Source organism: Pseudomonas anguilliseptica (assembly GCF_900105355.1).
GTDB lineage: Bacteria > Pseudomonadota > Gammaproteobacteria > Pseudomonadales > Pseudomonadaceae > Aquipseudomonas > Aquipseudomonas anguilliseptica.
In genome coordinates this window covers 3,643,677-3,669,082 of the sequence record NZ_FNSC01000001.1, presented here as the reverse complement: position 1 = coordinate 3,669,082, position 25,406 = coordinate 3,643,677, and the positions used below count along the sequence as shown (strand labels likewise).

Annotated in this window: 20 protein-coding genes; 1 reads left to right on the top strand and 19 read right to left on the bottom strand. The window is 57.1% G+C overall.

What is annotated here, in order from left to right; translation table 11 throughout:
* Window positions 1-22: 22 nt before the first annotated feature.
* The 19 genes from BLW24_RS17905 to BLW24_RS17815 all read right to left on the bottom strand — a co-directional run bounded on the left by BLW24_RS17905 (window position 23) and on the right by BLW24_RS17815 (window position 24,113).
* Window positions 23-1,522, bottom strand: a complete 1,500-nt coding sequence (locus tag BLW24_RS17905; protein WP_244161285.1) for a SpoIIE family protein phosphatase — start codon at window positions 1,520-1,522, stop codon at window positions 23-25.
* Window positions 1,523-1,536: 14 nt separating this feature from the next.
* Window positions 1,537-4,392, bottom strand: a complete 2,856-nt coding sequence (locus tag BLW24_RS17900; RefSeq protein ID WP_090385135.1) for a PAS domain S-box protein — start codon at window positions 4,390-4,392, stop codon at window positions 1,537-1,539.
* A gap of 41 nt (window positions 4,393-4,433) precedes the next feature.
* A complete protein-coding gene (locus BLW24_RS17895; RefSeq protein ID WP_090385132.1) occupies window positions 4,434-5,150 on the bottom strand; it encodes a CpsD/CapB family tyrosine-protein kinase in 717 nt (238 codons plus the stop codon).
* Window positions 5,150-7,339: an SLBB domain-containing protein gene (locus BLW24_RS17890; RefSeq protein ID WP_208600196.1), complete on the bottom strand. Its 2,190-nt coding sequence runs from the start codon at window positions 7,337-7,339 to the stop codon at window positions 5,150-5,152. Before BLW24_RS17890 ends, BLW24_RS17895 begins: the two co-directional genes overlap by 1 nt.
* A gap of 51 nt (window positions 7,340-7,390) precedes the next feature.
* A complete protein-coding gene (locus BLW24_RS17885) occupies window positions 7,391-7,777 on the bottom strand; it encodes a hypothetical protein (protein ID WP_139272696.1) in 387 nt (128 codons plus the stop codon).
* Window positions 7,774-8,121, bottom strand: a complete 348-nt coding sequence (locus tag BLW24_RS17880; protein ID WP_090385120.1) for an STAS domain-containing protein — start codon at window positions 8,119-8,121, stop codon at window positions 7,774-7,776. Before BLW24_RS17880 ends, BLW24_RS17885 begins: the two co-directional genes overlap by 4 nt.
* Before the next feature lie 262 nt (window positions 8,122-8,383).
* The gene (locus BLW24_RS17875; RefSeq protein ID WP_090385116.1) at window positions 8,384-9,022 is read right to left on the bottom strand and encodes a sugar transferase; all 639 of its coding nucleotides are present in this window, start codon (window positions 9,020-9,022) and stop codon (window positions 8,384-8,386) included.
* 2 nt (window positions 9,023-9,024) lie between these two features.
* Complete coding sequence (locus BLW24_RS17870; RefSeq protein ID WP_167360396.1) at window positions 9,025-10,224, bottom strand: glycosyltransferase family 2 protein; 1,200 nt, start codon at window positions 10,222-10,224, stop codon at window positions 9,025-9,027.
* Window positions 10,214-11,311, bottom strand: a complete 1,098-nt coding sequence (locus BLW24_RS17865; RefSeq protein ID WP_090385107.1) for a glycosyltransferase — start codon at window positions 11,309-11,311, stop codon at window positions 10,214-10,216. Before BLW24_RS17865 ends, BLW24_RS17870 begins: the two co-directional genes overlap by 11 nt.
* Window positions 11,312-11,322: 11 nt before the next feature.
* Window positions 11,323-12,768, bottom strand: a complete 1,446-nt coding sequence (locus BLW24_RS17860; protein ID WP_167360395.1) for a GumC family protein — start codon at window positions 12,766-12,768, stop codon at window positions 11,323-11,325.
* A complete protein-coding gene (locus tag BLW24_RS17855; protein WP_139272695.1) occupies window positions 12,765-13,163 on the bottom strand; it encodes a hypothetical protein in 399 nt (132 codons plus the stop codon). Before BLW24_RS17855 ends, BLW24_RS17860 begins: the two co-directional genes overlap by 4 nt.
* A 152-nt stretch (window positions 13,164-13,315) precedes the next feature.
* Complete coding sequence (locus tag BLW24_RS17850) at window positions 13,316-15,676, bottom strand: hypothetical protein (protein ID WP_139272694.1); 2,361 nt, start codon at window positions 15,674-15,676, stop codon at window positions 13,316-13,318.
* Window positions 15,677-15,768: 92 nt separating this feature from the next.
* Window positions 15,769-16,578: a glycosyltransferase gene (locus BLW24_RS17845; protein WP_208600195.1), complete on the bottom strand. Its 810-nt coding sequence runs from the start codon at window positions 16,576-16,578 to the stop codon at window positions 15,769-15,771.
* Between the two features lie 383 nt (window positions 16,579-16,961).
* Window positions 16,962-17,690, bottom strand: coding sequence for an acyltransferase (locus BLW24_RS17840; protein WP_208600194.1), 729 nt, complete (start codon window positions 17,688-17,690; stop codon window positions 16,962-16,964).
* Window positions 17,691-17,886: 196 nt separating this feature from the next.
* On the bottom strand, window positions 17,887-18,984 hold the full coding sequence (locus BLW24_RS17835) for a glycosyltransferase family 4 protein (RefSeq protein WP_090385083.1): 1,098 nt from the start codon (window positions 18,982-18,984) through the stop codon (window positions 17,887-17,889).
* Window positions 18,985-18,993: 9 nt separating this feature from the next.
* Window positions 18,994-20,220 (bottom strand): glycosyltransferase, encoded by a 1,227-nt coding sequence (locus BLW24_RS17830; RefSeq protein WP_090385081.1) that lies wholly within the window; start codon window positions 20,218-20,220, stop codon window positions 18,994-18,996.
* Between the two features lie 121 nt (window positions 20,221-20,341).
* A complete protein-coding gene (locus BLW24_RS17825; protein WP_208600193.1) occupies window positions 20,342-21,763 on the bottom strand; it encodes an O-antigen ligase family protein in 1,422 nt (473 codons plus the stop codon).
* A complete protein-coding gene (locus BLW24_RS17820; protein ID WP_208600192.1) occupies window positions 21,739-23,097 on the bottom strand; it encodes a lipopolysaccharide biosynthesis protein in 1,359 nt (452 codons plus the stop codon). The genes BLW24_RS17825 and BLW24_RS17820 overlap by 25 nt, the downstream gene beginning before the upstream one ends.
* Entirely contained in the window at window positions 23,094-24,113 is a 1,020-nt protein-coding gene (locus tag BLW24_RS17815; RefSeq protein ID WP_167360394.1) for a glycosyltransferase family 4 protein, read from the bottom strand. Before BLW24_RS17815 ends, BLW24_RS17820 begins: the two co-directional genes overlap by 4 nt.
* A gap of 252 nt (window positions 24,114-24,365) precedes the next feature.
* Between BLW24_RS17815 and BLW24_RS17810 the strand changes: the two genes are divergently transcribed.
* The gene (locus BLW24_RS17810) at window positions 24,366-25,340 is read left to right on the top strand and encodes an NAD-dependent epimerase/dehydratase family protein (RefSeq protein ID WP_167360393.1); all 975 of its coding nucleotides are present in this window, start codon (window positions 24,366-24,368) and stop codon (window positions 25,338-25,340) included.
* Window positions 25,341-25,406 lie beyond the last annotated feature (66 nt).

Below are 25,406 nucleotides of genomic sequence, written 5' to 3'. Positions count from 1 at the left end.
CCTGCATCGTGACCTGGTGCGCTCACGACAGAGGATTTTCTAACAATATCACGCAGGCATCATCACGCGCCGTAGCCCCCTGCTCCAGTAGCCAATGCGCTTGAATAGCGAGTGGCTGGTGCGCGGACAAACGCACGTTAGCGGATAAGCACTGCAGAGCTTGGGCCTCGTCGGTGCGCGTAGCCAATCCTGCCAAGAGACCATCGCTGTAGAGGCATAACCGCGACCCTCGGCGCAGCTGTACCTGACAATTTTGATAGCGGGTATCGGCCATCAGCCCAGGCAACATGCCAGCAACGGGCACCTCGACAACCGTATCGCCATTGCACAATAAGGGCTGCGGATGCCCTGCACAGGCCAACGTAATCCATTCATCGTCTTGCCATTGCATGACGATGCACGTCAGCAAGCTTTGACTCAGTAACTGATCTGTTTGCATCGCGTCGCTGAGTTGCGCCAAAACCTGCGCCGGTCCCACCAACGTATCCAGTGCCCCCAACGTACTCGATAAATAGGCTTGGTATGCGTGGGCAAACACTTTAGCTTGCTGCCCATGCCCCATGCAGTCGCCCAACACAAGGGTGTGGCGCCCGGCCTGCTGGCGATGAAAAACAAAATCCCCGCCCCCCGCTTCAGCAGGCCGATGCGCCATGGCCAACTGAAAAGGCTCGGCAACAGCAGGTAATACCGGCTGCAGTTGAACCGTGATACCGCTTTCAACCAATTGTTGCGCAGCCACTTGAATACGTAGACTGCGTTGATGAACACGCTCTACAACCTGAATAAGCTGGCGCCGCTCGAGGGGTTTACACAGATAGTCATCAATCCCCAGTGCACTGGTTTGTTCACGCAACACATCGTCATCGCTGCCGCTGATGAACACAAACGGGGTAACCGCCGTATGGCTTCGCTCCGCCAATGCCTGACGCAAGCTTAAACCGTCCATTTCCGGCATGTGGATATCCGACAGCACGACATCAGGAGGCGACTCGGTGAGGGCTTGCAAGGCGCTGAAAGCACTGTCAAAGACACTGACCTGATAGTCGTCGGCAAGGTAGAGGCTTATCAGCTCACGGATCAATGGGTCATCGTCCACCACGGCGACTCGCAAACGAGGTCGAGAACCCGCTACACGCCAGGTGTACCGATTAAGGTCAGCTTCACGCCTGCATTGAACACCGGGCAAACATTGCGCAATAAGGCTCAGGCCCATACCAGACTCGATCAACTCAGGTTCACTCAATGGGTCGTCCATCGAGGTAAGGCGCTGGCGAATCAGTGCGTCAAACGCCGCAAAGTGTGGACCATCCTCACCCAGCACACACAACAACCCCTGCTCTTCGCGGACGACATACAGGGTTAGCACAGAGGGTGCAGCGTGCTTAACGCTATTGGTTGCCAACTCCGTTAACCCCAAAAGTAAGGCTTGGCGCTGAGCGGCCTCTAGCGGATGTCTCAGGGTTGCCCGCTCTAAGGCATGGCGCAAACAACGTACACCGTCCAGAGTTGCTGGGGCTTGCATATCCAAGAGAACACTCATGATGTACGTGCAACAGCGGGCAAGTGCTCCAGAGTCGCAGCCAGTAACGGAGCGAGTTGCTGCGCTAACGCGAGCGCTTCGTGCAGCTTACTGTCAATACAGGCCATCTCAAGTCGCAGAGCTAGGTTCTGTATAGCCACAGCTCCCAGAGTACCGGAACTGCTTTTCAGCGCATGACTTTCATGGCACATCACCGTCATATCCTGCGCGCTAATCGCCGCAGTGATCGCATCACTTCGCTTGCTCGCCTCCTGGATATAAAGCGAAATCATACGTGGCATGGCAGCCCCAATATCGCGTTGCAACTGCAATAGGATGGCCTCATTCCATAGCGTCTCAACAGCCTCTTCAGTCCGTTGAAGCACGGGAGCCTTTGGCACTCTGTGCACAGATTTATCGGCCAACCAGGTGCGCAGCGCATTGAGCAAGTCATGGTGTACCACCGGCTTGGTTACATAACCATTCATTCCGGCTTGCATACAGCGATCAAGGTCTTCCTTAAGGACATTGGCCGTCATCGCCAGAATAGGGAGATCGTATCCTCGTTGACGAAGCAGTTGCGTAGCCGTAATACCGTCCATTTCCGGCATTGAGAGGTCCATCAGGACTAGATCATATTTACCGGCCTCAACCGCTTGCACCGCCTCAGCTCCATTAGCCACTGAGTCGACCTCATAGCCTGCTCTCTGCAGCATGGCTTCAGCCACCATTTGATTGGCCAAGCTGTCTTCGGCTAACAAGATACGGCCGAACTGCTCGGGTCTGGGTTGCTGCTCAGCACCGGACTGTATGCGCTCCTGCCCATCAAGAGAGAGACCCGCCAAGGCTTGCGCCAGTAGCCGAGGGAGGACTGGTGTGGGGATATGAGCCGTTTGCCCCTGCTGGTTTATACCCAAAGACAGACAGTGCTCCGAACCATCACTGTCCATCCAGCGCAGCCAATGATCCTGCTCTGGCACAACGCTTCGTTCGACCTCAATCTGCCAGTGCTGCATTTGCATAAGCAAAGCGGCGGCTGTCATACGGTTGCTTTCTTGCAACAGCACCCTGCGTGGAAGTAACTCAGGGTTAACAAGAGCCATGGCCGGGGTCTCGACCTCCAGCGGCAAGGTAAACCAGAAACAGCTGCCTTCGCCCAGCCGGCTCTTTAGCCCGATGCAACCATTCATCATCTCGGTTAAACGTTTACAGATCGCCAGCCCTAGCCCGGTGCCACCATATTTACGGGAGTAAGCCGAGTCACCCTGAATAAACTCACTAAATAGTTTCTCTTGCACCGTTTGGGTAATGCCAATACCGCTGTCTTCGACCTCGACGCGAATACCCGCCTGCTCATCCACGCTCAAACGAATAGACACGCCACCGTGCTCGGTGAACTTGATCGCATTACCGACTAGGTTGATTAATATCTGACGAATACGCCCCGCATCTCCCTTGACCTTATGCGGCAGCTTGGGGTCAAGCACCACCGACAAATCAATGGACTTGTCTTTCGCTCGGGGAGCCAACAGAAACAACACCTCCTCAACCACAGCGGCTAACTCAAACGGGTAGTGCTCCAACTCCAACATGCCGACTTCTATCTTGGAGAAATCGAGAATGTCATTGACCAGCCAGAGCATGGCTTTGCCTGCTTGTGCTGCGTTGATCAATAGTTTGCGCTGTTCCAAAGCCAGCGAGCTTTCGCTGAGCAGTGATATTGAACCAATGATGGCATTCAGGGGCGTGCGCAACTCATGACTCATCACTGCGAGGAAGTCGCCCTTAGCGCGACTGGCTGCCTCAGCACTGCTCTTGGCTTGTTGCAACTCGGCTTCGGCCACACGACGATCCGTGATATCGCGAACATAGGCGGTAAACAGCGTGCGCTGATCAAGGCGAATCGGCGCAATGGCCAGCTCGATTGGAAACTCGTGGCCGTCGCGGTGTAAACCCGTCACCTCAACACGTTGCCCGAGAACTTTATGCTCACCTGTGCTCAAGTAATGTTGCATGCCCCGACGATGTGCTGCGCGCAAGGCTTCGGGAATAATCAAGTCAGCCATTTCCTTCCCCAGCACGGTGCTGCGGGTATGACCGAACGTCTGCTCGGCGGCAGGGTTGAACTCAATGATCAGCCCCTGATCGTCAACCGTGATGATGGCATCCAGCGCTGAGGCCAAGATGGATGATTTCACGGCCTGGCTTAGTGCCAGCTTGTCACGCACACCTAACAGATCACTGACATCGCTCAGCGTCGCCACGTAGTGCTCTGCTCCCTCTAAATCGATGGAATCAATATGCAGAGACAACGGGAAGCGCTCACCGCTTGAGCGCACGCCATCCACCAATTGCTCGAGGCTAAAAGCCAACGGCTGAGTGTTGCTGAGTAAGGCTTGCTGCACCTCATCCAGTTGCAACCAGTCCCACAGTCGCGAGCCGATGAAATGCGCACCGTCCGCTTCAAATAATCGCAAGGCTGCCGGATTTGCGCTCAGGATCAATCCAGCGCAGTCCAGCGTCACGATGCCTTCTTGCAGCGTCTCGAAAATAGCCTGCATGCGCTCGCGCGCCAGGTTTTTCTCCTTCTGCGAGCGAGCCAGGTTTTCAGCCAGGTGTTTTATTTCCGCTCGCCCTGCAGCTATGTCTGGCTTGATCACATCCAGGAGGGGAGCGGTTGTTAGCGGTGCCCTAACACGCGTGACACGCCGCACCATTAAATACAGTTGGCCAAACAAACTACCGACGACAACTAACAACAACCACTGCCACCACTGCCACCACTGCTCCTGCTGAAAAATTGCCCACACCAGCACCAGCAACGTACCCAGCAGCTGTAGCGACAAGATAACCATTCGGCCTGTCAGCTTCATGCACTCACCCCAATTAGGCCCAATACACCTCTCCTGCCGGGTTACACCGGAACATTGAGTAATGGGCTGTCCATCGCCCGACGTTTAAGCCAACCAGCAATACGAGGCGCCCAGCGGTCCAAGCGTTTGCACTCACGCTCCATTTCTGCCGCCAGGGTTGGGTTGTAGCAGTCATTGAAGACCGCACCGATCAAGCGAACATTAGCCGCCTCCAGCCGTCGCTTAGCTTGAATCACTGCCGATTGAGTGGTTTTGCCGGCCAGCACCAACAGGATGCATCCTTCACACGCAGCAGCAATCCGCTCAGCAGGAATGTTGTGCTGATTGGTGGCATTGAGTGGCGAGGTGTCGAAGATCACATGATCGTAATGGCTCAACCACTCATTAAGACTTTGCTCCAGAACATGCGGCTCGCGCAGGCGCATGCTTGCCTCTTTAGCCAAGGAGGCGGGCAACACACCGAACCCCTGGGTCTCATGGATCAGCGGAAGCGAGCCTTGGCCTTTTTCGCTCAGGGCTGGCAACCAGGCTTGCCGCTCAATACCGAAGTGATTGGCCATGGTTGGCTGATACAGATTCATTTCCACCAGCAACACGCGCCGTCCAGCCGCTTGCGTGCGGTGCGCCAGGGCTTCGGCCAACATGCTGACCCCCTCGCCACTATTAGCGGCACACACTGCCAGCGTGCGCATGCCCTGGCCGATGCTGCGCGCATACACGGCTTCGAGCTCCAGGTAAGCGACTGGCAAGCGCTGCATCACAATCCTCCGATGATGGCGAATATCGACAGGAGGCTGACGCTGTCACGTACACCGTCCATAAAAATGGCCCAGTTACTTGAACTCCTCTCGGGGACGTAAAGGGTGTCGCCTGGACGCAGCAGTGGCAATGCAGCAAAGTCGGGCTCAAGCATAAACTCTTCAAAATCAAACGTTCGCGCTTGATCCTCCCCAGCCTGCGCCTTAGCCACGTTCACCACCACAATACGTTCCAAGTAAGCCGTTGCCGACGGCCCACCCGCCTCGGCTAGCAGATCAAGAATGGTCATGTCTTCATTGAACCGGTAGCGTCCGGGTTTAGCCACTGCGCCCATAACGCGAACGGTATTTTCTTTTTTCTCATCCAGCCAAGGCCGCCCCTTTTCCGGGATGTAGATGGTGTCGCCCGGCAGTACCTGCGGCAGCAAGGTCTCATCGCCTGTTTCGAAATAGTCGGAGAGATCGAGTTTGGTAACCCGTGTGATGGCCTCGCTGCGATGGGTAATGCGGATGTTATGGATATCAGCGGCAGCAGTAGGACCATCCGCCGCTGACAGAATGTCAAGAAACCCCAAGTGGTCATTGAACGCATAGCGCCCCGGCGCACCCACCTGACCAAATACATAGATGGAATTGTCTTTGCTCTGACGAATCCATTGTGACTTGTTATCGCTGGGGTCCTGCGGCAGCTCCGGGACCATGATGGTATAGCCTGCATGAATGACCGGTAAGCTGGTCACATCCCCACCCTGATTCACAAACCGATCCAGATCAAACGACTGCGCTTTGCCGCCCGGTGGGACGATCCGCACATCGGCAATGTCCGCTTGGCTAGTTGGCCCTCCGGCGTGGGCCAGTAAGTCGAGCAGGCTCATCTCATCCGACCATTCAAAGCGGCCCGGCTGAGTCACCTGACCAATAACCATCACCGCACGATTGGGCGCGACCTTGAGCCAGGATTTTTCATTCATGTCGGTCTTTTCAGGGACAAAAATGGCATCACCTGGGCGAATAGCAGGCTGCTTGGTGCGGGCTAAACCTTCGGTGTAACCTTGCAAGTCGAAATTTTCAACACTGCCATCCTGGCGCAAAATGCGAATCTGCCGGCTTTCTGCGAAACGCGTAGGGCCGCCAGCATTAGCCAGGATGTCGAAGAAGGTCGTGCCTTCACGTCCTTCGTAGGCACCGGGATGAAACACCTCGCCCATGATGTACACCGTCGAGGCACTGCGGCTGACGGCATCCTCCTGCTTGGGCACAAAAATCGTTGCGCCACCCTGTATGCTCGGCAAGCGACTGCTATCGCCAGAGTCCAGGTAGGCTTTGAGATCAAACAGCTGTGGCGCGCCCTGATTGATAACCCGGATGCGTTCAACCCCGGCAAAACGCGTCACGCCCCCCGCCCGCATCAACAGATCCACGAGCGAGCTGCCATCTTTGTAGGTAAAGCTGCCGGGGTTATTGACTTCCCCGAAGACTTTGACCGCACGCCCCGACTCGCCGGCATCCCCCCCCGCCGCCAGGGTGGCTGCATCAAATTCGATCTGAACATTGCCAATCAGAGGCGAGGCTGGGACAAAAACCAAGTCTCGAGGTTGCAGTGCAGGCAGCAAGCCAGCTTCGCCGCTGTCCATGTATTTCTTGTAGTCCACCGACAGCGTTTCATCGCCTCGGCGCACCTGCAATTTATCCAGTTGAGCACCAGGCACCAGCCCACCGGCAGCCGCGATGGCCATTTGCACATTGCCTTCTGCCGGGAGAGTCACAGGGCCAGGCTTGCGCACATACCCCAACACCGTAATGGGCAGCTGCCGCTGTTTGAGCTGCACATCAAAACGCTCCAGATCACGAAAAATACCGGCTAACGCCTGTTGTAACTTGGCCTTGGCTTGATCGAGGCTCAGGTCTTCAACCTTAATTCGCCCCACCTCAGGCAGTTGCACATAGCCGTATCGGTCGACTTCAAAGGGGGTCTCGAATGCCGCCTCTCCCGGCACCGTCAGCACAAGCACATCGCCAGGACGAAGAGCCGATGCATCAGAACGCCCAGTGCCTGAGGAGCCTGACGAAATCACCGCGCTGGCTGGCGCATCAATCGGCAGTGCTGCTGATTGCTCTTGCGCCACCGCCGCAGGCGATAGCGATAGCATCAGCCATGCAACGCATAGGCACAGCCATCTCTCCTGCATGCATCCCCCTCCCTTTTGCCCTGCTCAGCCAAGCCAGCGGTCAAATTGCTCTCAGCGATGTGCGTAGCGCTGGGCGCGTTGTTCATAGCACTCGGCCCTGAGCTTTTTACTCCAGTGTAGGCGGCCAAGCGCCACTTTGACGGACACCATCGAGTCGTGCGCGTCAGCCAGCATGTCACCGTAAAGCTCACGCTTAAGACGAATCATCGCGCGACGAACGTTGAACACCTGAGCCGGTTGACAGTCCATTGCCCCTTGCCGGATCAGATGCTCCGTTTCACCCTGCAAGGCTTGCAGCTCATTAAGCAACTGCTCCTCTTCGCTGCCCATCCAGATAGCCGGTGCACGGTACTCCGCCACACCTCCAGCACCGTGGCGAGGCCATATATTGCAGGCACTCAGCAGCGCAACCAGAGGTATGACATACAGGGCTTTCATACAGCGACCTTGTGCGCTTGACGCCCCAGGAACGCTTTGAGGTTGTCATGGCAAGCAATGGTCTTGTTGATCCGTAGCATCATGAAGAGCTCCCGTGGTTGCGGACGCAGACCGATCACGCTGACGGAGAACTGCCGGGCCACCAACCGCTTGTAGAGAAACACGATGGCACCGATGCCCGAACTGTCGATAAAGCTCACTTCGCTCATGTCCAGCACCACCGACTTACCGGCATCGGCAAGCTCTTCAAAGCAGGGGCGCAGGTCATGCACACTCTTGGCGTCCAACTCGCCGTCCAGGTTAACGACCAGTGCATCATTCAGAAAATAGGTCATGGGGCTCATTGCAAGGCACTCCGGTTTTGAGGATGTAACCAATACAAAGCAAGGGCTAGGCCAACCATTAAAAATCTTTATAAAACATAAACTTATATAAATATAACTGCCTTTTAAGAAAAGTTAATTGCGTGTGCCTTGCAGATTGCAATAACGCCAGTGGCGCTTTGCAACTGAGCAGCAAATTGCGAGACGGCCATAAAAAAGGCGACGCTTCATGCGAAGCGTCGCCCATGTAATCATCACTCGCGTGCTCAGCGCATAGCACCCATTAACGGCCACGACCAAACAGCATGACCTGCAAGGTCAGGCAAACAATACGCAACTCCATCAGCACCCATTGTCCCGGATGACTCAGGCTCAACGAATAGGCCAAGTCATAACCGAGCTTGGCTCGCACATCATTAAGGGTCTCATCGTAGCCATTAATCACTTGGGCCAACCCTGTAATACCGGGCGCCACACCATAGGTGCGCTCGACAAAATAGGGGATGGCCTGCTCAAGGCTGCGGGTAATACCAGGGCGCTCGGGGCGCGGCCCAATCAAGGACATTTCACCGCGCAGCACATTGATAAACTGTGGCAGCTCATCCAGGCGTGACTTGCGCAGGAACTTACCAACGCGCGTAATTCTGGGGTCATTGCGTTGCGCCCACACCGGCCCGCTGCCGACTTCAGCATCGGCGCGCATGGAACGAAACTTGATCATTTCAAACAGTTCCACATGCTCCGGCCAACTACGGCCAATACGCAATTGTTTGAAGAAAACCGGGCCCGGGCTTTCCAACTTGATCGCCAGGGCGATCAGAGGAAAAACAGGCAAACACAACAGCAGACCAAGACCCGCGCCGAAAAAGTCCAGCGCTCGCTTGAGCACCTGTATGACTGGATGAACAAAAGATGCTTGCATGATCATGTCTCCTTAACCCGCTGCCAGACGCCACGTTGGCGACCGGTCAAATAATGCACGCTGCCATTCAAGTTGGCCCAGTGCCCCAGCAGCAAATAATTGATCACGCGCAACAGGCGCAACCGGGGAGTGTACTGCAATAGGTTCATAGCAATGAACGCGCCATAGCCGAGCAATTGAGCAAGAAAAAGCGCAACAGCCCAGCTACCCAGCCCCAAAAACAAGCCATTGGCCAGCAACATCCCCAGCAAGCAGTAAGGCATTAATACGCGCAAACACTTGCCTGAAAGAAACATAAACGCTTTAGCCCCCTGCTGCGGGCTTAGCAGCCTGAGCAGGCGGGCAATTTGCTGGGTGTTGCCTGCAGCAATACGACGACGACGCTGCGGCTCACCGACGGCGCCCATGCATTCAAGCTCGAGCGCACTGAGACGCGACTCATACACCACCCGATAACCTTGCGCCGCAATCTGCATGGGCATGATGAAATCATCATTGATGGTGGAGGCCGGCAAGGGTTGAAACAGCGCCCGACGCAGGGCCCAGCCTGAACCATGAGCGCCCTGCACACAGCCCAGGCGACTCTCCTGGATTTTTATCTTTCGCTGATAATCCCAGTAGACCTGCTCCCCCACACTACCCGAATTGAGCAAGCGGTATCCCAAGCTGACGGCCCCGATACGGGGGTCATTAAAATGAGCCGCCAAGGCCAACAAGCAATCCACCGGTAGCAAAGCCGAGACATCGGAAAGCAAAACCAGTGAGCTCTGCGCCGCCTCAATAGCCTGGTTGATCCGCATGACTTTGCCGAGATTGTCTTGGTAGTCGCGAATAACCACAGGCAAACCCGCACACTCAGGCTCCTGTAACGTGCTCTCCGCACAGGCACGCGTGGCATCGCTGCAGCCGTCGAGCATGATCACCACGCGCCACAAGCCAGCCGGGTAATCCAATTGGGCCAGGTTGCGCAACTTGTCCGCAATACAGGCCGACTCGTTGTAAGCCGGCATGATGATTTCAATGCTCGGTAGCAACTGGTCGCCTGCCTGGGACTGCCAGCCGCGCTGGGGAATATCAGGCAGCTCCGAGAGCCTGCAGCGTGCCGCAAGACGGCTCAACAAGACGGGGTATATGGCGTGGTGATACACCACCAACAAGGCACACAACCCGAACACCACCAGGCCAGCAGATTCAACCGACATGACTACCTCCCAAGCGCAAGCCAGCGCCGAGGAGTGCATAGGCATGCACCATATCCTGAACACGCTTACCACTCAGTACGAAAGGCCGCGGATCGTACTTAGGCTTGCGTTGGAACTGGTACTTGAGTGCTCGCGCCAGCTCGTCAGAATGACCTGCTCTAACCAGCACACCACTGAGTGGGCAGACTGCCTCAGCCACCCCGCCGACACGCGTTGCCACTACAGGCACACCGCATGCCTGAGCCTCCAGCAAACTAAGGGGCATGCCCTCTGCCATGGAGGCCAGACAGAACACATCCAGGGCCCGGTAGAAGTCCGGCATGGCCTCTACATGCCCGAGAAAGTGGATACGGTGCTGCTGCCCCAACTCAACCGCCTGGGCTTCCAGTGACTCGCGCAAAGAGCCATCGCCGGCCAGCGCTAAATGCACATTCATCGGTAACCGGAACAAGGCATCGAGCAAGTCCTGATGGCCTTTCACGGTTTCTAAGCGGGCGGCACAGCCCACCAACTTGACATCCACAGGCAAACCCAAACGCTCGCGTGAAAGGCGTTGACTGCAGGGTTTGAAACGCTGCACATCGATGCCATTAAGAATTACCTGAGGATTACTGCTCGGCAACATGGAGCGCATCTGCGCCTGTACCTGTTGCGAATCCGCAATCACGCTCGGACTCAGAGCCGCAAGTAAAAGCTTGGCCAAACGTCTGCGCTTGGGGTCCTGTAAGTGCCAGGCATCATGCTCGGTGTGCAGCAATATCGGCACACCCGCCAGGCGCGCGGCAGTACCGCCATACAACAAAGGCCCGATATGGTGGGTGTGCACAACATCCGCTTTGAGCGTGCGCATCAAGCCACGCAGCTTCCAGATTAGTACAGGAGAAATACCGGCCGCTTTGTTCAAGAAGTGCAAACGCGAAGCATAGGGCTTTAACCGAGGCCAATACTCCATCTGGGCAGCATTGCCCTCCAGGCTGACCACGTGCACAGTCTGCTCAGCCGTCGCGTGCTTAAGCAGATCAAGCACCATGCATTCAATACCGCCGGGGGCTAAGTGCTGAACGACCTGAATAATTGTCTGGCTCATACAACCTCCGTTTAAGGAGTGCCTTCCGTGACACAAGGGATACGACTTATGACCGGAACATCCAGCAATGCCTCCAAGCGATCCCGCCGCCGCACGCTGCTATCCATCAGTTCACTGATAATTGCAAGCCCCACGCCAAGTGCAATTCCCGCGACGACACCGGCTAAAACAAAAGCAAACAAGGGCAGATTGCTCGGTTTCAGCGGCTGAAAAGCCTCGTCAATAATCTTGATCCTCTCCGGCTGCTCGAATCGGCCTAAAGCTCCCGCAACACGGGCTTTCTCGAAGCGCAGTTGCAGCTCTTCATAGAGGGTTCGCTTGCTAGCCAACTCGCGTTCCAACTCCGCCATGCCCCGTTCAACTTCGGCATAGTTGGTGACCTGCCCTTCGATCTCAAGCAAGGATTTCTCTTGGTCAATCAACTCTTTTTGCAGTTGCACAACGCGATTATTTGCAATTTGCAACGCTTCAAGTTGCGAAATCAGCAACGTGCGGCGCTCGCCGCCCTGCTCTTGCTCACTTCCTGAGGCTAAACGCCACAACTGATCGAGATCTTGCGAGGAGATACCGGATAACTGCTTGATCTGTGCACCGCGCTCCTCCTCCAAGCGACTCAGCTTGCGCAAAGCAGCCTGCACCGCGCTGTGCTCTTCGGTGTAACGCGCGCGCAGCAGGGCTAGATCACTGGTGATCGTGACAATCTGTTCCTCCAGGCGACCGATCACTGGATTGACCTGAGCCAAACGCGACTGTTGCGAATCTTTTGCCGCCAACGCACCTGCCAATTGCGTGCGTTTGTCTGCCACTTCCTCTTTGAGCCGACGCAGGCTTGTGACATTCGACCCTAACAAACTGGGTAACTCAGCTGCATGTTGCTTCTTGTAATCGGCCAGGCTCTGTTCAACGCTCTGCAAGTCGCGCCGACGTTCATCCAACTGCTGCTCAAGAAACTGTTCGGAGCTAGCCAGTGAAGACTGCTCAGGCGCCAGCAACTGGTCGAGGAAGTGCTGGCGTACCAACTTCAGTGTCGACGCCATGTTGTCCGGGTTCTTCGAGCGGTAGACAAGCTGCAACATGTCCTTGCCCAACAGCTGCAAGCTCAAGGACGCCGCCAACTCTGCTATCACCTGCTCACGCCAGGCAGGGTCGCTGTCAGCCTTGATCATGCCGAGTTCTTGCGCCACGTTGGCCAGTACATGCCGGCTGTGCAGCAACGCATTCAATCCGGCATAGCGCGCCTCCAAATTGCTCGACACCGACAGGTCTTCAAGAAAGGGGTTGAGCTTTGAGGTTTCCTGAACCAACACACTGGTGTGCGTCTGCCATGTGCGTGGACTCAACATCCCGACCACTATGGCTAATAGCGGCATGATCAACATGCACGAGGCCATCAAATACCGACGCCGCCAGGCACCGGCCAGAATGGCATGCAAGTTGAGCATCAGCGACTCATTCATGGCTGACGTTCCGCCTGCCATAGCACTTGGTTCAACGGCATCTGCGGCACATAACGAACATGAGCCTGCACCGACTGCTCATCCAACCAACGTTGCAACGCCTGAGCCCTCAACAGCGCCAGACGGGCCGACTCCAGTGGCGTTTTTCCACTTACAGGCCCGACCTGGACACTCAGTGCATGCTGCTGTTGCCGCTGCCATAAGCTGAACACTTGCGACTGTGCAGCACTCGGTTGCTGCTGCTGATCCGTAAAGTGCCAGAGCAAGCGACTGCCTGGCTCCGGGTCGCCCGACACAGGATCTGTGACTGGCTCTTGCCCCTGCGCCGGCTCGATGGTCGTTGATGCGGGTGCGACATAGCCGGTTTGTGCCCGTAATTGATTAATGCGCGCCAAGTACGGGCTTTCAGCGGGTGGCTGTAAGTCGCTTGGTACCTCTGCCACATGGCTGGGCTGCTGAGCACAAGCACTGCATAGCAGGCTGATACACAGGCTTAACAACAGACGATTGCAGATAAAGGCCTCCTTGCTGCATGTGATCACTGACTTCACTTAAGTGGCGCGGCGAATGATGGGGAGCGCTGCTGCGCCAACTCCAGAATAGCTTCTCGCCAGCCCTGCAGGTGCTTCTCTTGCAGTGTCTGTGCCATTTCCCAGCGAGTCGGAACCTGCTGCCAAAGTTGTTTACGTAGGCGACGCGCCGCCTCATTCACAGACGCCTGTTGATCCAGCCATTGCAGCCAGCGCAGATCCTCCATGCCCTGACTCAGCCCCACCAGACGCGCATCCATATCCAGCACTGCACAGCGCTGATCCGGCATCAAGGCTTGCGGCCATAGGTAATTGAAGTCGGCTTCGCGACCATCAGTGGAGTCAAAAGGATCGGCAGTGGGCATCCGTGCATGCCATTGCAACAGGCCGGATGCCTGACTACGCCACAGGTAGAATCCAGCGGCCAGCCGCTCGCGTCCTAAGTTATATAACCAGACCTTAACCCCTTGAGCCTCGATCTGTGCAATGCGCTCAACATCCACACCAAAGCCCGGGTTAGCCAATAACAAATCACCGGGTTTAAGTAATTTTTGCTGCTCGGGGTGATTCAACTGCCACGCCAACGGCAACGCGATAGCCCGCGCCTGATCGGCAAACTGCTGCAGTACTGCAAACTGCTCAACGGCTGGCTCGTCAGCAACCGCCCACCATAACTGCTGCCGTAACACGGGTGAGAGCAGACGCAAACGCTGCAACGCCTCTTCGTCGCCAACCCCCGCTCGCAAGCGCTTAAGGGGTGCATACGCTAATAAGGGTGCCGATAACCCTAACTGCTGCACGCGACTGACCTGAGCGGCCAAATCATCGCGCGCTTGTGCGCTGTCCGGCGTAGGCAGTGCAGGTGCCACCGTACTCAGGCCTAATTGGACGAAGCGCTGCCAATCACAGCTTTCGAGTTGCTGCATGGCCGGTTCCAGCGGGCTAAACCATCCCAGCGCGGGCAGCCGTTCATGGTAGAGACCTACGGCCGTCTGCTGCGGAGTACGTTGGACGGCCAATACCTGTACCCGATATGGCAGCTGACGAAAGGCGCCATGACTGTAGACCTGCACATTGCCAACATAGACCCCAGGGGCTGCGCCCTCAGAGACCTGAACACTCACCAGCAAACGCCGCGGCTGCCCTGGGCGTAGCCGCAAGTGCTCGAGGTCTGCTCGCAAATGCCCGGCTCCTGGCACCAGCAATGTACTGGCCGCTTGCGGTCGCTCCAGCCGCCAGTGACCAAAGTGCACCTGAACGGGAAGGCTTTGGTCATTTAACAGAGGCGGTGTCACCAGCAGCACGGGGCTGTTGTCCTCCTGCGCCGCATCAATGCGCAGGCCTACAAAAAGGCGACTGCCTGCCACACCGCGTTGGATCTGGGCATCCTCCAGTGGCGTTGCCAACCAGTCTTCCACTGCGGTCAAACGTACCTGCAATTGTTTGGCAACAGACTCATCCTGCGCTTGCACGGGCCACTGCGCGGCAAAGCGCTGCGCACGCTGCCGCTGCCATGTACGCACAGCCTCTTCGGCAACCGGGTCATCGGCAGGCCATGCCAGTAATCCTGACAAATACTGTGCATCTGCGCCTTCACCTGTCATTTCAATCAACAGGCCCTGGTCCTGAACCACTTCGACGGTCTGCTCCAGCGCCTCGCCGCGCCAGCGACCCAGCGCCTGCCAGGCATCTTCCCCCACTTGCCACTCACGCTCACGCCCAGCCAAATAGCGCTGGCTATACCATTGCTCAGGGGTGAGGTGCTCATTGCGCACCCGCTCACCGTTTAAACGCAGTTCGCGGTGCAACACATGCGGCAAGTATTCCCACTCACCGACGTCCTCTTGCCACAACAAGAGCCGCCAACGCCCCGCCGCCAGCGGCAAGCGCAGAGCGGCTATGCCGCGAATACCATCGGCCAGCAGTGCATCGGCATACGGGCGCTGCCGGGCCTCCAGCGCCACACCCTGGAGCGCCAGAGAACGTTCGTCCATACAGCGAAAACCACTGCTGCACGCACTGTGAGCCGCGCCCATGTCCCACGCCACGACCTGTTCGGGGAAGGTTTGTCGAAACAACCTCAGGTGATTGACCTGTACTGCAGGCCCCTGCTCGGCATGAAACAGATACAACCGGCGCAAAGCCAAACGGCTCATTTCCCGTCCGCGACCATCGCGCAGCCCAGACAGCGGTTGGCTCAGGAGGAAAGGGCCAGGCGGGACTTGCCACTCGCGGTTAAAACGCGTGGCGTAGTCCCACGACACCTCATCATCCAGGCGCAGCACCACAATGATGGGATGAGGATGTTGATTGACGCCCTCAATCAGCAGCTCATCGGCCTGCTGCCAGACACCTTGAGCTGCTACGTTCAATTGCAACGGTGTGGGTTGCGTATGGGGTAATAATTCCGTCGCGCTGACGCTCACGCTAACAACCCAGCAACTGCCTAACAACCACCACCAGAGGGATCTCATAGCGCCCTCAGCAAGCCAGCCAGAACATCCGTACGCTGCTCCCAACTTTCGCTGTGCACACACGCCTGCCGACGCTCGGCGGCTTGCGCCAGGCGACGCACACTTCTCCAGTCGTCAAGTCGCTCCAACCACTGTTCACCAGGTGCGGGGGCATCCACTGCTGCCGTCACGATGGCCCGTGCAAAATGTTCTGCACTGTCAGCCAGATGCAGACTGTCACGGTATGGCATAACTGCTGGAAAGGCCGTGCTCACCACTGGTTTGCCACTGGCCAGGTATTCGCGCAACTTCAACGGATTGCACGCACGGATCTGCGCGTTATCCACAAATGGCAGCAAACTTACCTGCCAATGCTGCACATAGGCTGGCAACGCCTCATGCGCCTTGGGCCCCAGCCAAGTTATGTTTGGCTCACGTAAGAGTGAGTCGATATTGCACTGACAGGGGCCAATCAACACGATGTTCCAATCTGGCAGGGCTTGCGCTACCTGCTTGAGCATTGCCTGGTCCAGCCAGTTGCTGAGGCTGCCATAAAACCCGGCAATCGGTTTGCCCGCGGGTAGATCCGCTGGTCGTGGCCATTGCTTTTTCGCAAACTGTTGTGTGTCCACACCATGTGGCAAACAATGTGTTTTGGCCGCTGGAAACCGCTGTGCCAAGGTCTCACTGGCGGCCAGTATCAGGTCGGCACGCGCGAGCACGCGCGCTTCCTGGTCGGCAACAGGGGCATGATCCACACCCGCCAAGGCCGAAAAGTCATCCCCGCAGTAATAAATAACGGCACTGGGATCCAGCTCATCCAGCACTTCGATAGCACTGGGCAAGGAGGTCCAAACCAGGGGCCTGGACATGCCTAGAGCGTCCATGGCATGGCGCAGTTGACGGCCTAGCAGAAGACGATTGAGAGCCGCTGCCACACGGCTTCCAGGCCAGGATATTACCCGCGGCCTGAGCACATGAATCGACCCTGTTGGCGTATTGGACGGTTCAGCGCTCACTTGTCCGGCACACATGGAGAGCAGTTTGCGATAAACACGCTGCATATCCGTCGCACACAGGCGTGGCCGACGCAAGCCAATCGAGTTGACCCAGAGCACCCGATAGTGCTCGCTCAGGCGCTTAATCAAGTGCTGTGTACTGCTGGGATGGCTGGCCCAGTCTTCTGCAAAAACCACCAAGTCGCGTGTGCTCATGCCAACACTCCAGTGCCAAGGTCATTTTCAATTAATGGACGCAGTACTCGGGCCGGCGAACCACCCGCCAACACCCCGGCGGGCAAATTGCGGGTCACAACACTGCCAGCGGCCACCACCGTTCCGGCTCCGATATGCACCCCTGCCATCACCATCACACCAGTGCCCAACCACACGTCGGCAGCCAGGACAATGTCACCGATCTGCTCCGGGCGTTCGGGTAGGCCAGCAGCCCGCTCGGCGGCATTCATTGGGTGCCCGGGATAACCGGCCAAGAAACAGTTGGGGGCTAGGCGAACGTTGTCGCCCAGCACCACTCGGCGTCCAACAGCAATGCTGCTGCCCCAGCCAATATCACAGTTACGCCCCACCTCGAGCACTGCCGGCTGGCCTTCAACCCCGCGACCCGACAGCGTGGTTCGCCCTGCCACCCGGCAATCCGCCCCAATGCGTAGGTGCAACGGCCCAAGAATCGCTGGTAAACCGCCATACAGGTACAAGCGTGGCGCTGGCGCTTGCAGCCGGGACTGCAGGAGCGGCGTCCACCATATACAACGCGCCAAGGTGCTCAGCGCCTGACGCGTTGTTTCATAACCTAGGTAGAGAGCACGATGTACCCCAGGGATAAGCGGCATTTGCGCGTGACGCACAGCCTGGGCCAGCCGCCAGGCATTGCGCGCCAGCGGGGTGTTTCCGTGTTTGATCCATTGCTTTAACTGTTGCATGGGGAACCTCGTCATCAGGCGGGTATATGACAAGGCTTGCAGGGCTTGGGCCAACTTCCTCCCTGTGGACCAACCCCCTCTAAAGCAGGCGTTTGCGGACAATGCAGGGAAATTTCTGAAATAAGCCCAGCTCCATGGGCTGATTATTTGCAAATTGCAATGCGGATTGCTTACCCGGCTACACACCCTGCCAGCTTTAAACAGCCTTCAACACAGACACGACAGGCTGGTAGACACGCTCGGCACGGTAAGCCAGCGCCTGTAACGTTGCGGCCCGCCCCAAGCGATCACGCAGTTCAGCGTCATGCTTGAGGCGCAGCAGGCACTCGGCCAACGCCCGAGCATTGCCCGGTGCGTATTTCAGGCAGTCCTTACCGTCCGTGAGGTGCTCGTCCCAGTAAGCACCATCGGCAGGGATCAACACCGCCAAACCCGCTGCCATGGCTTCCAGCACAGACAGACCAAAGGGTTCTTGGCTGCTGGTGGAGACAAAAATATTGCAGCGGGCACGCAGCGCATCCAGGCTGTTCGGAGCCTCATACCAGTGGCTGGCGGGCAACTGCGGGCAGATCTCGCTGACGGATAATGCGGTCTGCGCTGGGCGTAAATAGCAGATGTGCGCAGGCAAAGGTTCCGGCAGGCACTGCAAGGCCTCAATCAACACGTCCAACCCTTTCCACTTGAGTAAAGAGGCCGCCCAAAAAAGCTGCGGCACCTGCTTCGTTTGACAACGCGTCGGCCATTCCTGCCGGGCCAAGCCATTGCAGATGGGTTGCCAACGGGGGTTGGCCAGGTATTCCTGAGCCACCTCCGCCCCCGCATACACGTGCAGTGCCGCCTCGAGACTGGGCCGACTGCTGGACAGGTAGAACACCCAATCAGCCAGACACAGGGCTCGACCGAGGGTACGGGAACACGCCACAGGACCATGGATCCACTGCACCAACGGAACGTTCCATAGCCACCGAGCCAGGTATATAGCCAAGTCATTACCTGGCCCTGAAGCGCCGAGCATTACGGTTGGGCGTTTAAAAAATAGCAGCGCGCACAACTGAATAAAAATCAGGCCATGGCGAAGAAAATACCCCAGCCCTTGCTCACGCCGAACCAACACAGACCATTCCCTCAGCCGCCAGTAACGAACACCTGGCAATTTCCACGAACTGGGGTCTCGGCCAAGCACACTCACCTGCCCACCCTGTTCAATAAACAAACGCAGCGCTTTTTCGGTGGCTATTTTCGAGCCCCCTCGGTAGGGAATCGTGTCAACCACAACACAGTGAGCACAACTCATGTGACCTCCTTATAGCCAGGGTTCAGCTACGCGGTTGCCAGTCAAGCGCAATTGCAGTGCGCGCTGAGCCCAACGCCAGCACGCCAGGTCATAACCTCGGTCAGCACGGGGAGCGGCCTGTAACAAACGGTCGTAACAGGCCTGCAGCGCCTGCGCATTGGTTGATGCGGTAAAGCACTGCAACACCCGTTGGCGGCCAGTCTTGCCCATTTGCTTAGCCAGCGTCGGGTTACGCAATAGCTGTGCAATGGCTTGAGCCAAAGCACCACTGTCATTGGTCGGCACCAGTACACCACTGTGGCCATGCTCAATTACCTCCGCGATACCTCCCACGCGCGGAGCCACTACTGGCAAGCCGGCGCAACTGCCCTCTGCCAAAGCGAGTCCAAACACCTCTTCGCGCGCGCCACTGACCAGCACATCGACCCCGCCGCGCAAAATACCCAGCGGCACAGCCGACTCACCCAGAAAATGCACATAATCATGCAGACCAAGGCGGTGCGCCAAGCTCTCCAGCGCTGCCCGCTCAGGTCCCTCACCGATTACCAACAGATGCGCAGCCAGGCCGTCCGCATGCAACTGACGCAGCGCCTCTACCAGGATATCCACGCCTTTACGCTCAATCAGTGAGCCCAGCGTCGCCAGCAAAGGCGTGGTTGAGGGTAAGTGCAACAAAGCACGCATGTCCTGCACGGGCTGTTTCTCCAAGCGTTTTACGTCAATGCCATTGGGCACGACCTGCAAACGCGACTCACGCATACCATCAGCAAGCAAACCCGCTAATACCGGCTGACTAACCCCCACAGCCAGATCCACGGCTGAGAGCCGGAGCGTGCAGCGATCACGTAACAGATAACGGGCATGCAGATGAGCCAGCAATGGCAGCTTATGCTGCCGCGCCAATGGCACCAGCCACTGGCACGGTGCGCCGCTATTGGCATGCAACAGCTTGATCGCATGTTGCTCGATCAACGCTCGCCCGCTACGAAGCAATTGACGGTAGCCACGCCAATCAAAACGCGGCGCTTGCCAGCCCAGTAAGACGGGAAAGGCTTGTTGTGTTACATGCACCTGCAACGCTTCGGCAGCCCGAGCCATAACCGGACTGTTACACCAGAGATAGGGCGTGAAGCGCTTACGATCCAGGTGACTTAATAAATCAAGCAGACAGCGCTCGCTGCCACGAATCCAATCGTCACCATAATGCGTGAATAGAATCGGCGTTGAGCTAGACATACCACGGCTCCTGTTTAACACCTGCAGCACCAATGTTCAGATACACAGTGTTACCCAGCAAGAGCCGAGCCATTATCTTAACTAATTAATTTAAATAGACTTTATAAAAAAAATAACACATTCAAGGCGTCTTCTTCGCAACTTGCATGCCATCGATTGCATTTTGCAACGGTACGGCCTGCAGGCGCCGCATCGCGGCCACGGCCAAAGCTAACTGCAGGTAAAACGGCCAGGTAAAGCCTTGTGTAAGAAAGGTGCCAGAGACCACAAAGCCCACCAAACCGGCCATGGCCGCCTCCATACCTGCCGCCAGAGGCGGGGGGGCTAATGCCATCGCCTGGCTTTGACAGGCGCACCAGGCCCGCCATAGCGCACTGATAACCAGGGTCAAGAACACCCCCAAACCAAGGAATCCGGTTTCTGCCAATACACCGAACCACGTGGAATGCACCGCATGGTTAAGGCCATCCCAATGTGGACTGTAGAAGTAATAGTTGTAGTAAAAGTTAGCTAAGCCAACGCCACTGAATGGATGGTCCAGTGCCATGCCAAACGCAGCCTCCCATGCATATAAGCGGCCCATTGCTGACTGATCGATGCCCTCCTCCCCAGCACCGCCACTGGCACGACCGGAAATCCCGGCGGCAACGAATAACACCGACAGAGCCATGACCCCGACACTGACCAGCAGTACCTTGTTTTGCACCCGACGCCAGGCAAAAACCCCCGTCACAGCAATGACCCCCAACAACCCACCGCGGCTCTGTGTGGCCACGACTGCAGCCACCACCAAGCCGAACCCCAACACTCCAAAGATTTTTTCCCAACGGGCCAGCCCGCGCCCCAACCCCAGGGCCAGGGCAAAGCTCGCCGGAAACAGCAGCACCAGGGCTAAATCATTGGGGTCACCCAGAACTGAACCAATATCCCGGCCAATCGTGACCCGTGTTTCCTCAACCAGTCCCACTCCCGTGGCCTTGTTAATCAAGGCCACAGCCGCCACCAGTAAACCACTGAGGACAAACAAACGCGCAGCCAAACTGAAATCTTGCGGCCGACGCAATAACCAGCAGGTGGCCAGGGTCATGATAAAAATCTTAACGTAGACCCCGCTCCACATGGCAATCGCCTCTCCCCGATTACTGGCCAGTGAAATGCCGAACGTCACCAAAAGAAAGAACACACACAGCCAACTCAGTTCGCGGCTCCAGTACGGCTTGATCTGCTTGCTGATCAACACATGCCAGGCCAATACCGCCAGTGCACCGGCGGCCAGTAGCTGCGGCAAGCGCAGAGGGTTCAGTTGAGGGATCACCTCATGGATACGGAAAAACGAAAAAATCACAAAGGCCAACACGACCAGAAAAGGCTGGCGCAATGCGGCAAGGCCCACCATTGGCAGAACCGCAAGGACTATGATCAACACCGGGTGCGGGTACAGCCACCAGAGCGTACAGAGCAGCACGCATGTCAGCGCCCCCCCTACAGCCTGTCGCCAGCGCGACAACACCGGCACTGTCAACTGCACCACCGCGCCAGCCACTGCCCCAGCCACAGCACCCCAAGCGCCGCTGCTGAGCAGGCATACAGCGGCCCTAATGCATAAGGCAGAGCCATGCGCCGCTGGCTGAACCAATAGAACAACAGCAGTCGCACCCCGTAACTGAGTAACATTGCCCACAACACGCCATACACCGCGTATGACTCAACCCAACAGGCATACGCCAACACCGCCAGGGCAGCACTGAAGATATTAATCAGCATTTGGGTATGACTGTGCTTGTCGACATAGCAACCCAAATTAAGCAGTTCGGCCATCTGTTTAAGCGCCATGGCAATCACCAGAAGCGGGATGTAATGGATCGCTTGATGATAGTCGCTGGGCGTCAACCAGAGGATCAACAGCGGGGCAATCAATCCAACCGCGCCACAGGCCGTCACGCTCAAGATGCTACCCAGCACCGCCCCTCGGGCGGTGCGCTGCAGGCCGTCGCTCTGTTTCAACAACAGAAAGCGCCGTGGATACCACCACAACGAAAAAGGCTGCAGCAAAATGCCACACGCCAACGCCAATTTGGCCGCCAACGCGTAGGGTGCCATGGCCGCTTCACCAACCTGAGCTGCCAACCACCAACGGTCCAGACCGGCCAGCATAAAACCGGCAAAACCACTGACCATCATAGGCATGCCGTAAACCAGCAAACTGGGCAAGCGCTGCCAGCGTAACGCCACACCGTAGACGCGCACCTGATCAATTGCCAGCCAGGCAGCCAACACCATGGACGATAATGCCCCTGCCAACAACACCCCCTCGACACCCTGTCCCTGGGCCAGGCACCACCACGTCAAACTGGTCTGCAGCACGACTTTGCCGCTGGTCAGCATGAAGAAACTGACCGCTCGATCGCACATCCTCAGCCAAGCCAATGGAATTCCAATGCACCCTTCCAGCGCCACGGCAATCGCCAGCAATTGCACCTCATAGGCGCTCACCTGGCCGGGTAGCCAGGCTGCCAGCGGCGCGGCCAACAGCCAGCCACACAGCAACCCTGCACTGCCCATCAACCACGAAGCGGCGAACACGTCACGCAGCACGGCCACGCGTTCTCCCTCGTTCGGTGCCAAGCCGGCATAGCGATAAAGCGCTTCACTCAAACCGGCGCTGAGTAACAGCGTGGCTATGCAGGCCAATGCTAAGACCACCTCCAGCCGACCGTACTCGGCAGGTGCCAGGTAGGCGGTGAACACTGGCAACATGAACAGCGAGATGCCCTTCATCAAGACAATGCCCAAGCCGTAGAACAGCCCCTGGCGCAGCAAATCAGCAGTGACTGCTTTACCGAGCCACTGCTGCCAGCGCAGCACAAGCACGCTCACGCGGCACCTTTGGCTTGGGCATACACCTGCAAAATGGCGGGCAGTGCCGCCGCTGCGGTGAATCCTTGAAGAATGCGTTGCCGAGCATGTTCCGCTTGTAATTGGCGACGGCCACTGGTCAACCGCGTCCAACTGATGACACTCGCGGTTAAGGCCGCCTCGTCTGACTCTGGGCACAGATAGCCTCCAGCACTCCCCAAGCGCAGACGCGGCACACCTCCTACGGCGAAACTGGCCACTACAACACCGTGCGCCATCGCTTCCAGTGCAGCCATCGGCAAGCCCTCATGACGAGAAGGCATGCATAGCAAGCCGATCTCAGACCAATGTGGCTGCATGCTGGGCACCATACCCATAAAGCGCACATTGCTCGGTGCAATACGCTCAAGCTCTTCACGCAACGGACCATCGCCGAACATCAAGAAGCTGACCTCAGGCAAGAGGCGGGCAATGCTGATGAAGCGATCCGGGCCTTTCTCGTGGCTGAACCGCCCGACGAAAGCCACGGTGCGCGGCACAATGCGCGCAGGTAGCTGGGGCACAGCGACAAAGTTATCCACCACGGCAGCCCGGCAATTAAGGCGCAACGCAATCGCCTCACTCACCGCCATAGCCGGGGCCAACGGTGCGCTGAGTTCATCCAAACGTTGGTAACAACGCAAACGCCCCTGCGCGATTTCCCCGGCGTGAAAGGTGGACACTACTGCGATACGCAACAACCGCGCATAAAGCCGCCCCAATATTCCAGCCTTGTAACCATGGGTATGCAGTAAATCCGGATGCGCTGATTGCAGAGCGGTGAACAAGCTCCAGGGGCGACCATTGAGCTTGAGCAGGTTCACACCGCCCTGACACAAGCGCTCAGCCAACGGGTGCGATCCGTAATCGGCCAGTAGCACCACGGTCACCGCGAAGCCCTGCTGAGTCAGTGCCATGGCCAGCTCGGCAACATGGGACTCAACACCACCATTACTGCGGCTGTCGAGAGCCAGCCATATCGTCTGAACAGGTTGCATGCTGTTGTCCTCCTCGCTGCGAGGAGACATCGCAAGAAGCAGGCCAGCATTCTGATAACATTAAGCGGCGGTTATAGGACACCGCGCCTATTACGCATTGCACAACGCATTGCAATTTGCGAAGTGCCGCGATTGATCGATAGGTCACTGCTCTGAAAGTCCCCAGGCAGCAGGTCGCAGAGGTTCAGCTCAATGTTTGGCGACCTATTTGCAAAGAGACCCATGCCCTCATGGCTATCTGGAGATACGATCATGGCAACTTATCTGATTACCGGCGGCTGCGGTTTTATTGGACGGCATTTGACACAGCACCTGTTAAGCCAAGGCCACCAAGTACGCATCATCGACAACCTGACAACCAGCCACGCCAACGACTTACCCACAGCGGTGGACTTTATCCAAGGCGATTGCCGTAGCCAGTTACTGCTAGAGGAGTACTTGCGTGACGCAGATGGCGTATTTCACCTGGCGGCACTCAATAGCCTGAATCAAAAACCGCCACAAGGCATTACCGCCCATGAAATGAACTTTGGCAGCACGTTTAGTTTACTCAACTGCTTGCAGCGAATTGATCGCCAGCGCGCCATCAAACTGGTGTACGCCTCAACCGCTGAAGTCTACGGCAACCCTGGTTTTCTGCAGGTCAGCGAAGATCACCCAACCACGCCGTTGAACAGCATTGGTAGCGATAAACGCTGCAGTGAACTGCAAATACAGCAGTACAGTCGCGAATACGGCATCGCCAGTTGTATTCTGCGCTTGTTTAACGTGTACGGCCCTGGCGCGGCCACCGGCAGCCACAGTGACAGTGACAGTGACAGTGTGGTATCGCGCTTTGCCTGCAGCCTGGTACAAGGTCGCCCCCTGCTTATTGAGGGCAGCGGCCATCAAATACGCGACTACCTCTATATCGATGATGCAGTGGGCATGCTCAGTGCGGCCATGAGTATTGCCAGTGAGCAAGCTCCCCTGCTGAATGCCTGTACCGGTTGCGGGCACAGCACGAATGAAGTAGCTCGCTTGCTGAGCCAATTGCACCACGGTATCAATCTGGTTATGCAAGCCCCAACGCGCGCCAGTGCTGCGGACTGCCTGATAGGCAGTCCGCAACGCATCAACCAAGTGCTTGGTTTAACCTCATTGACCCCTCTGGCCCTGGGCTCAGAAAAAACCCTGGCTCGCTATCAGGGCTTACTTAGCCAATTGGCCAGCCAACAAGCCTGTTAATACCTGCATGCGGGTTAAGCGGGTACACGGGCACTGGGCTGCACGCAGCGGCCCAGCGCAAGCCAG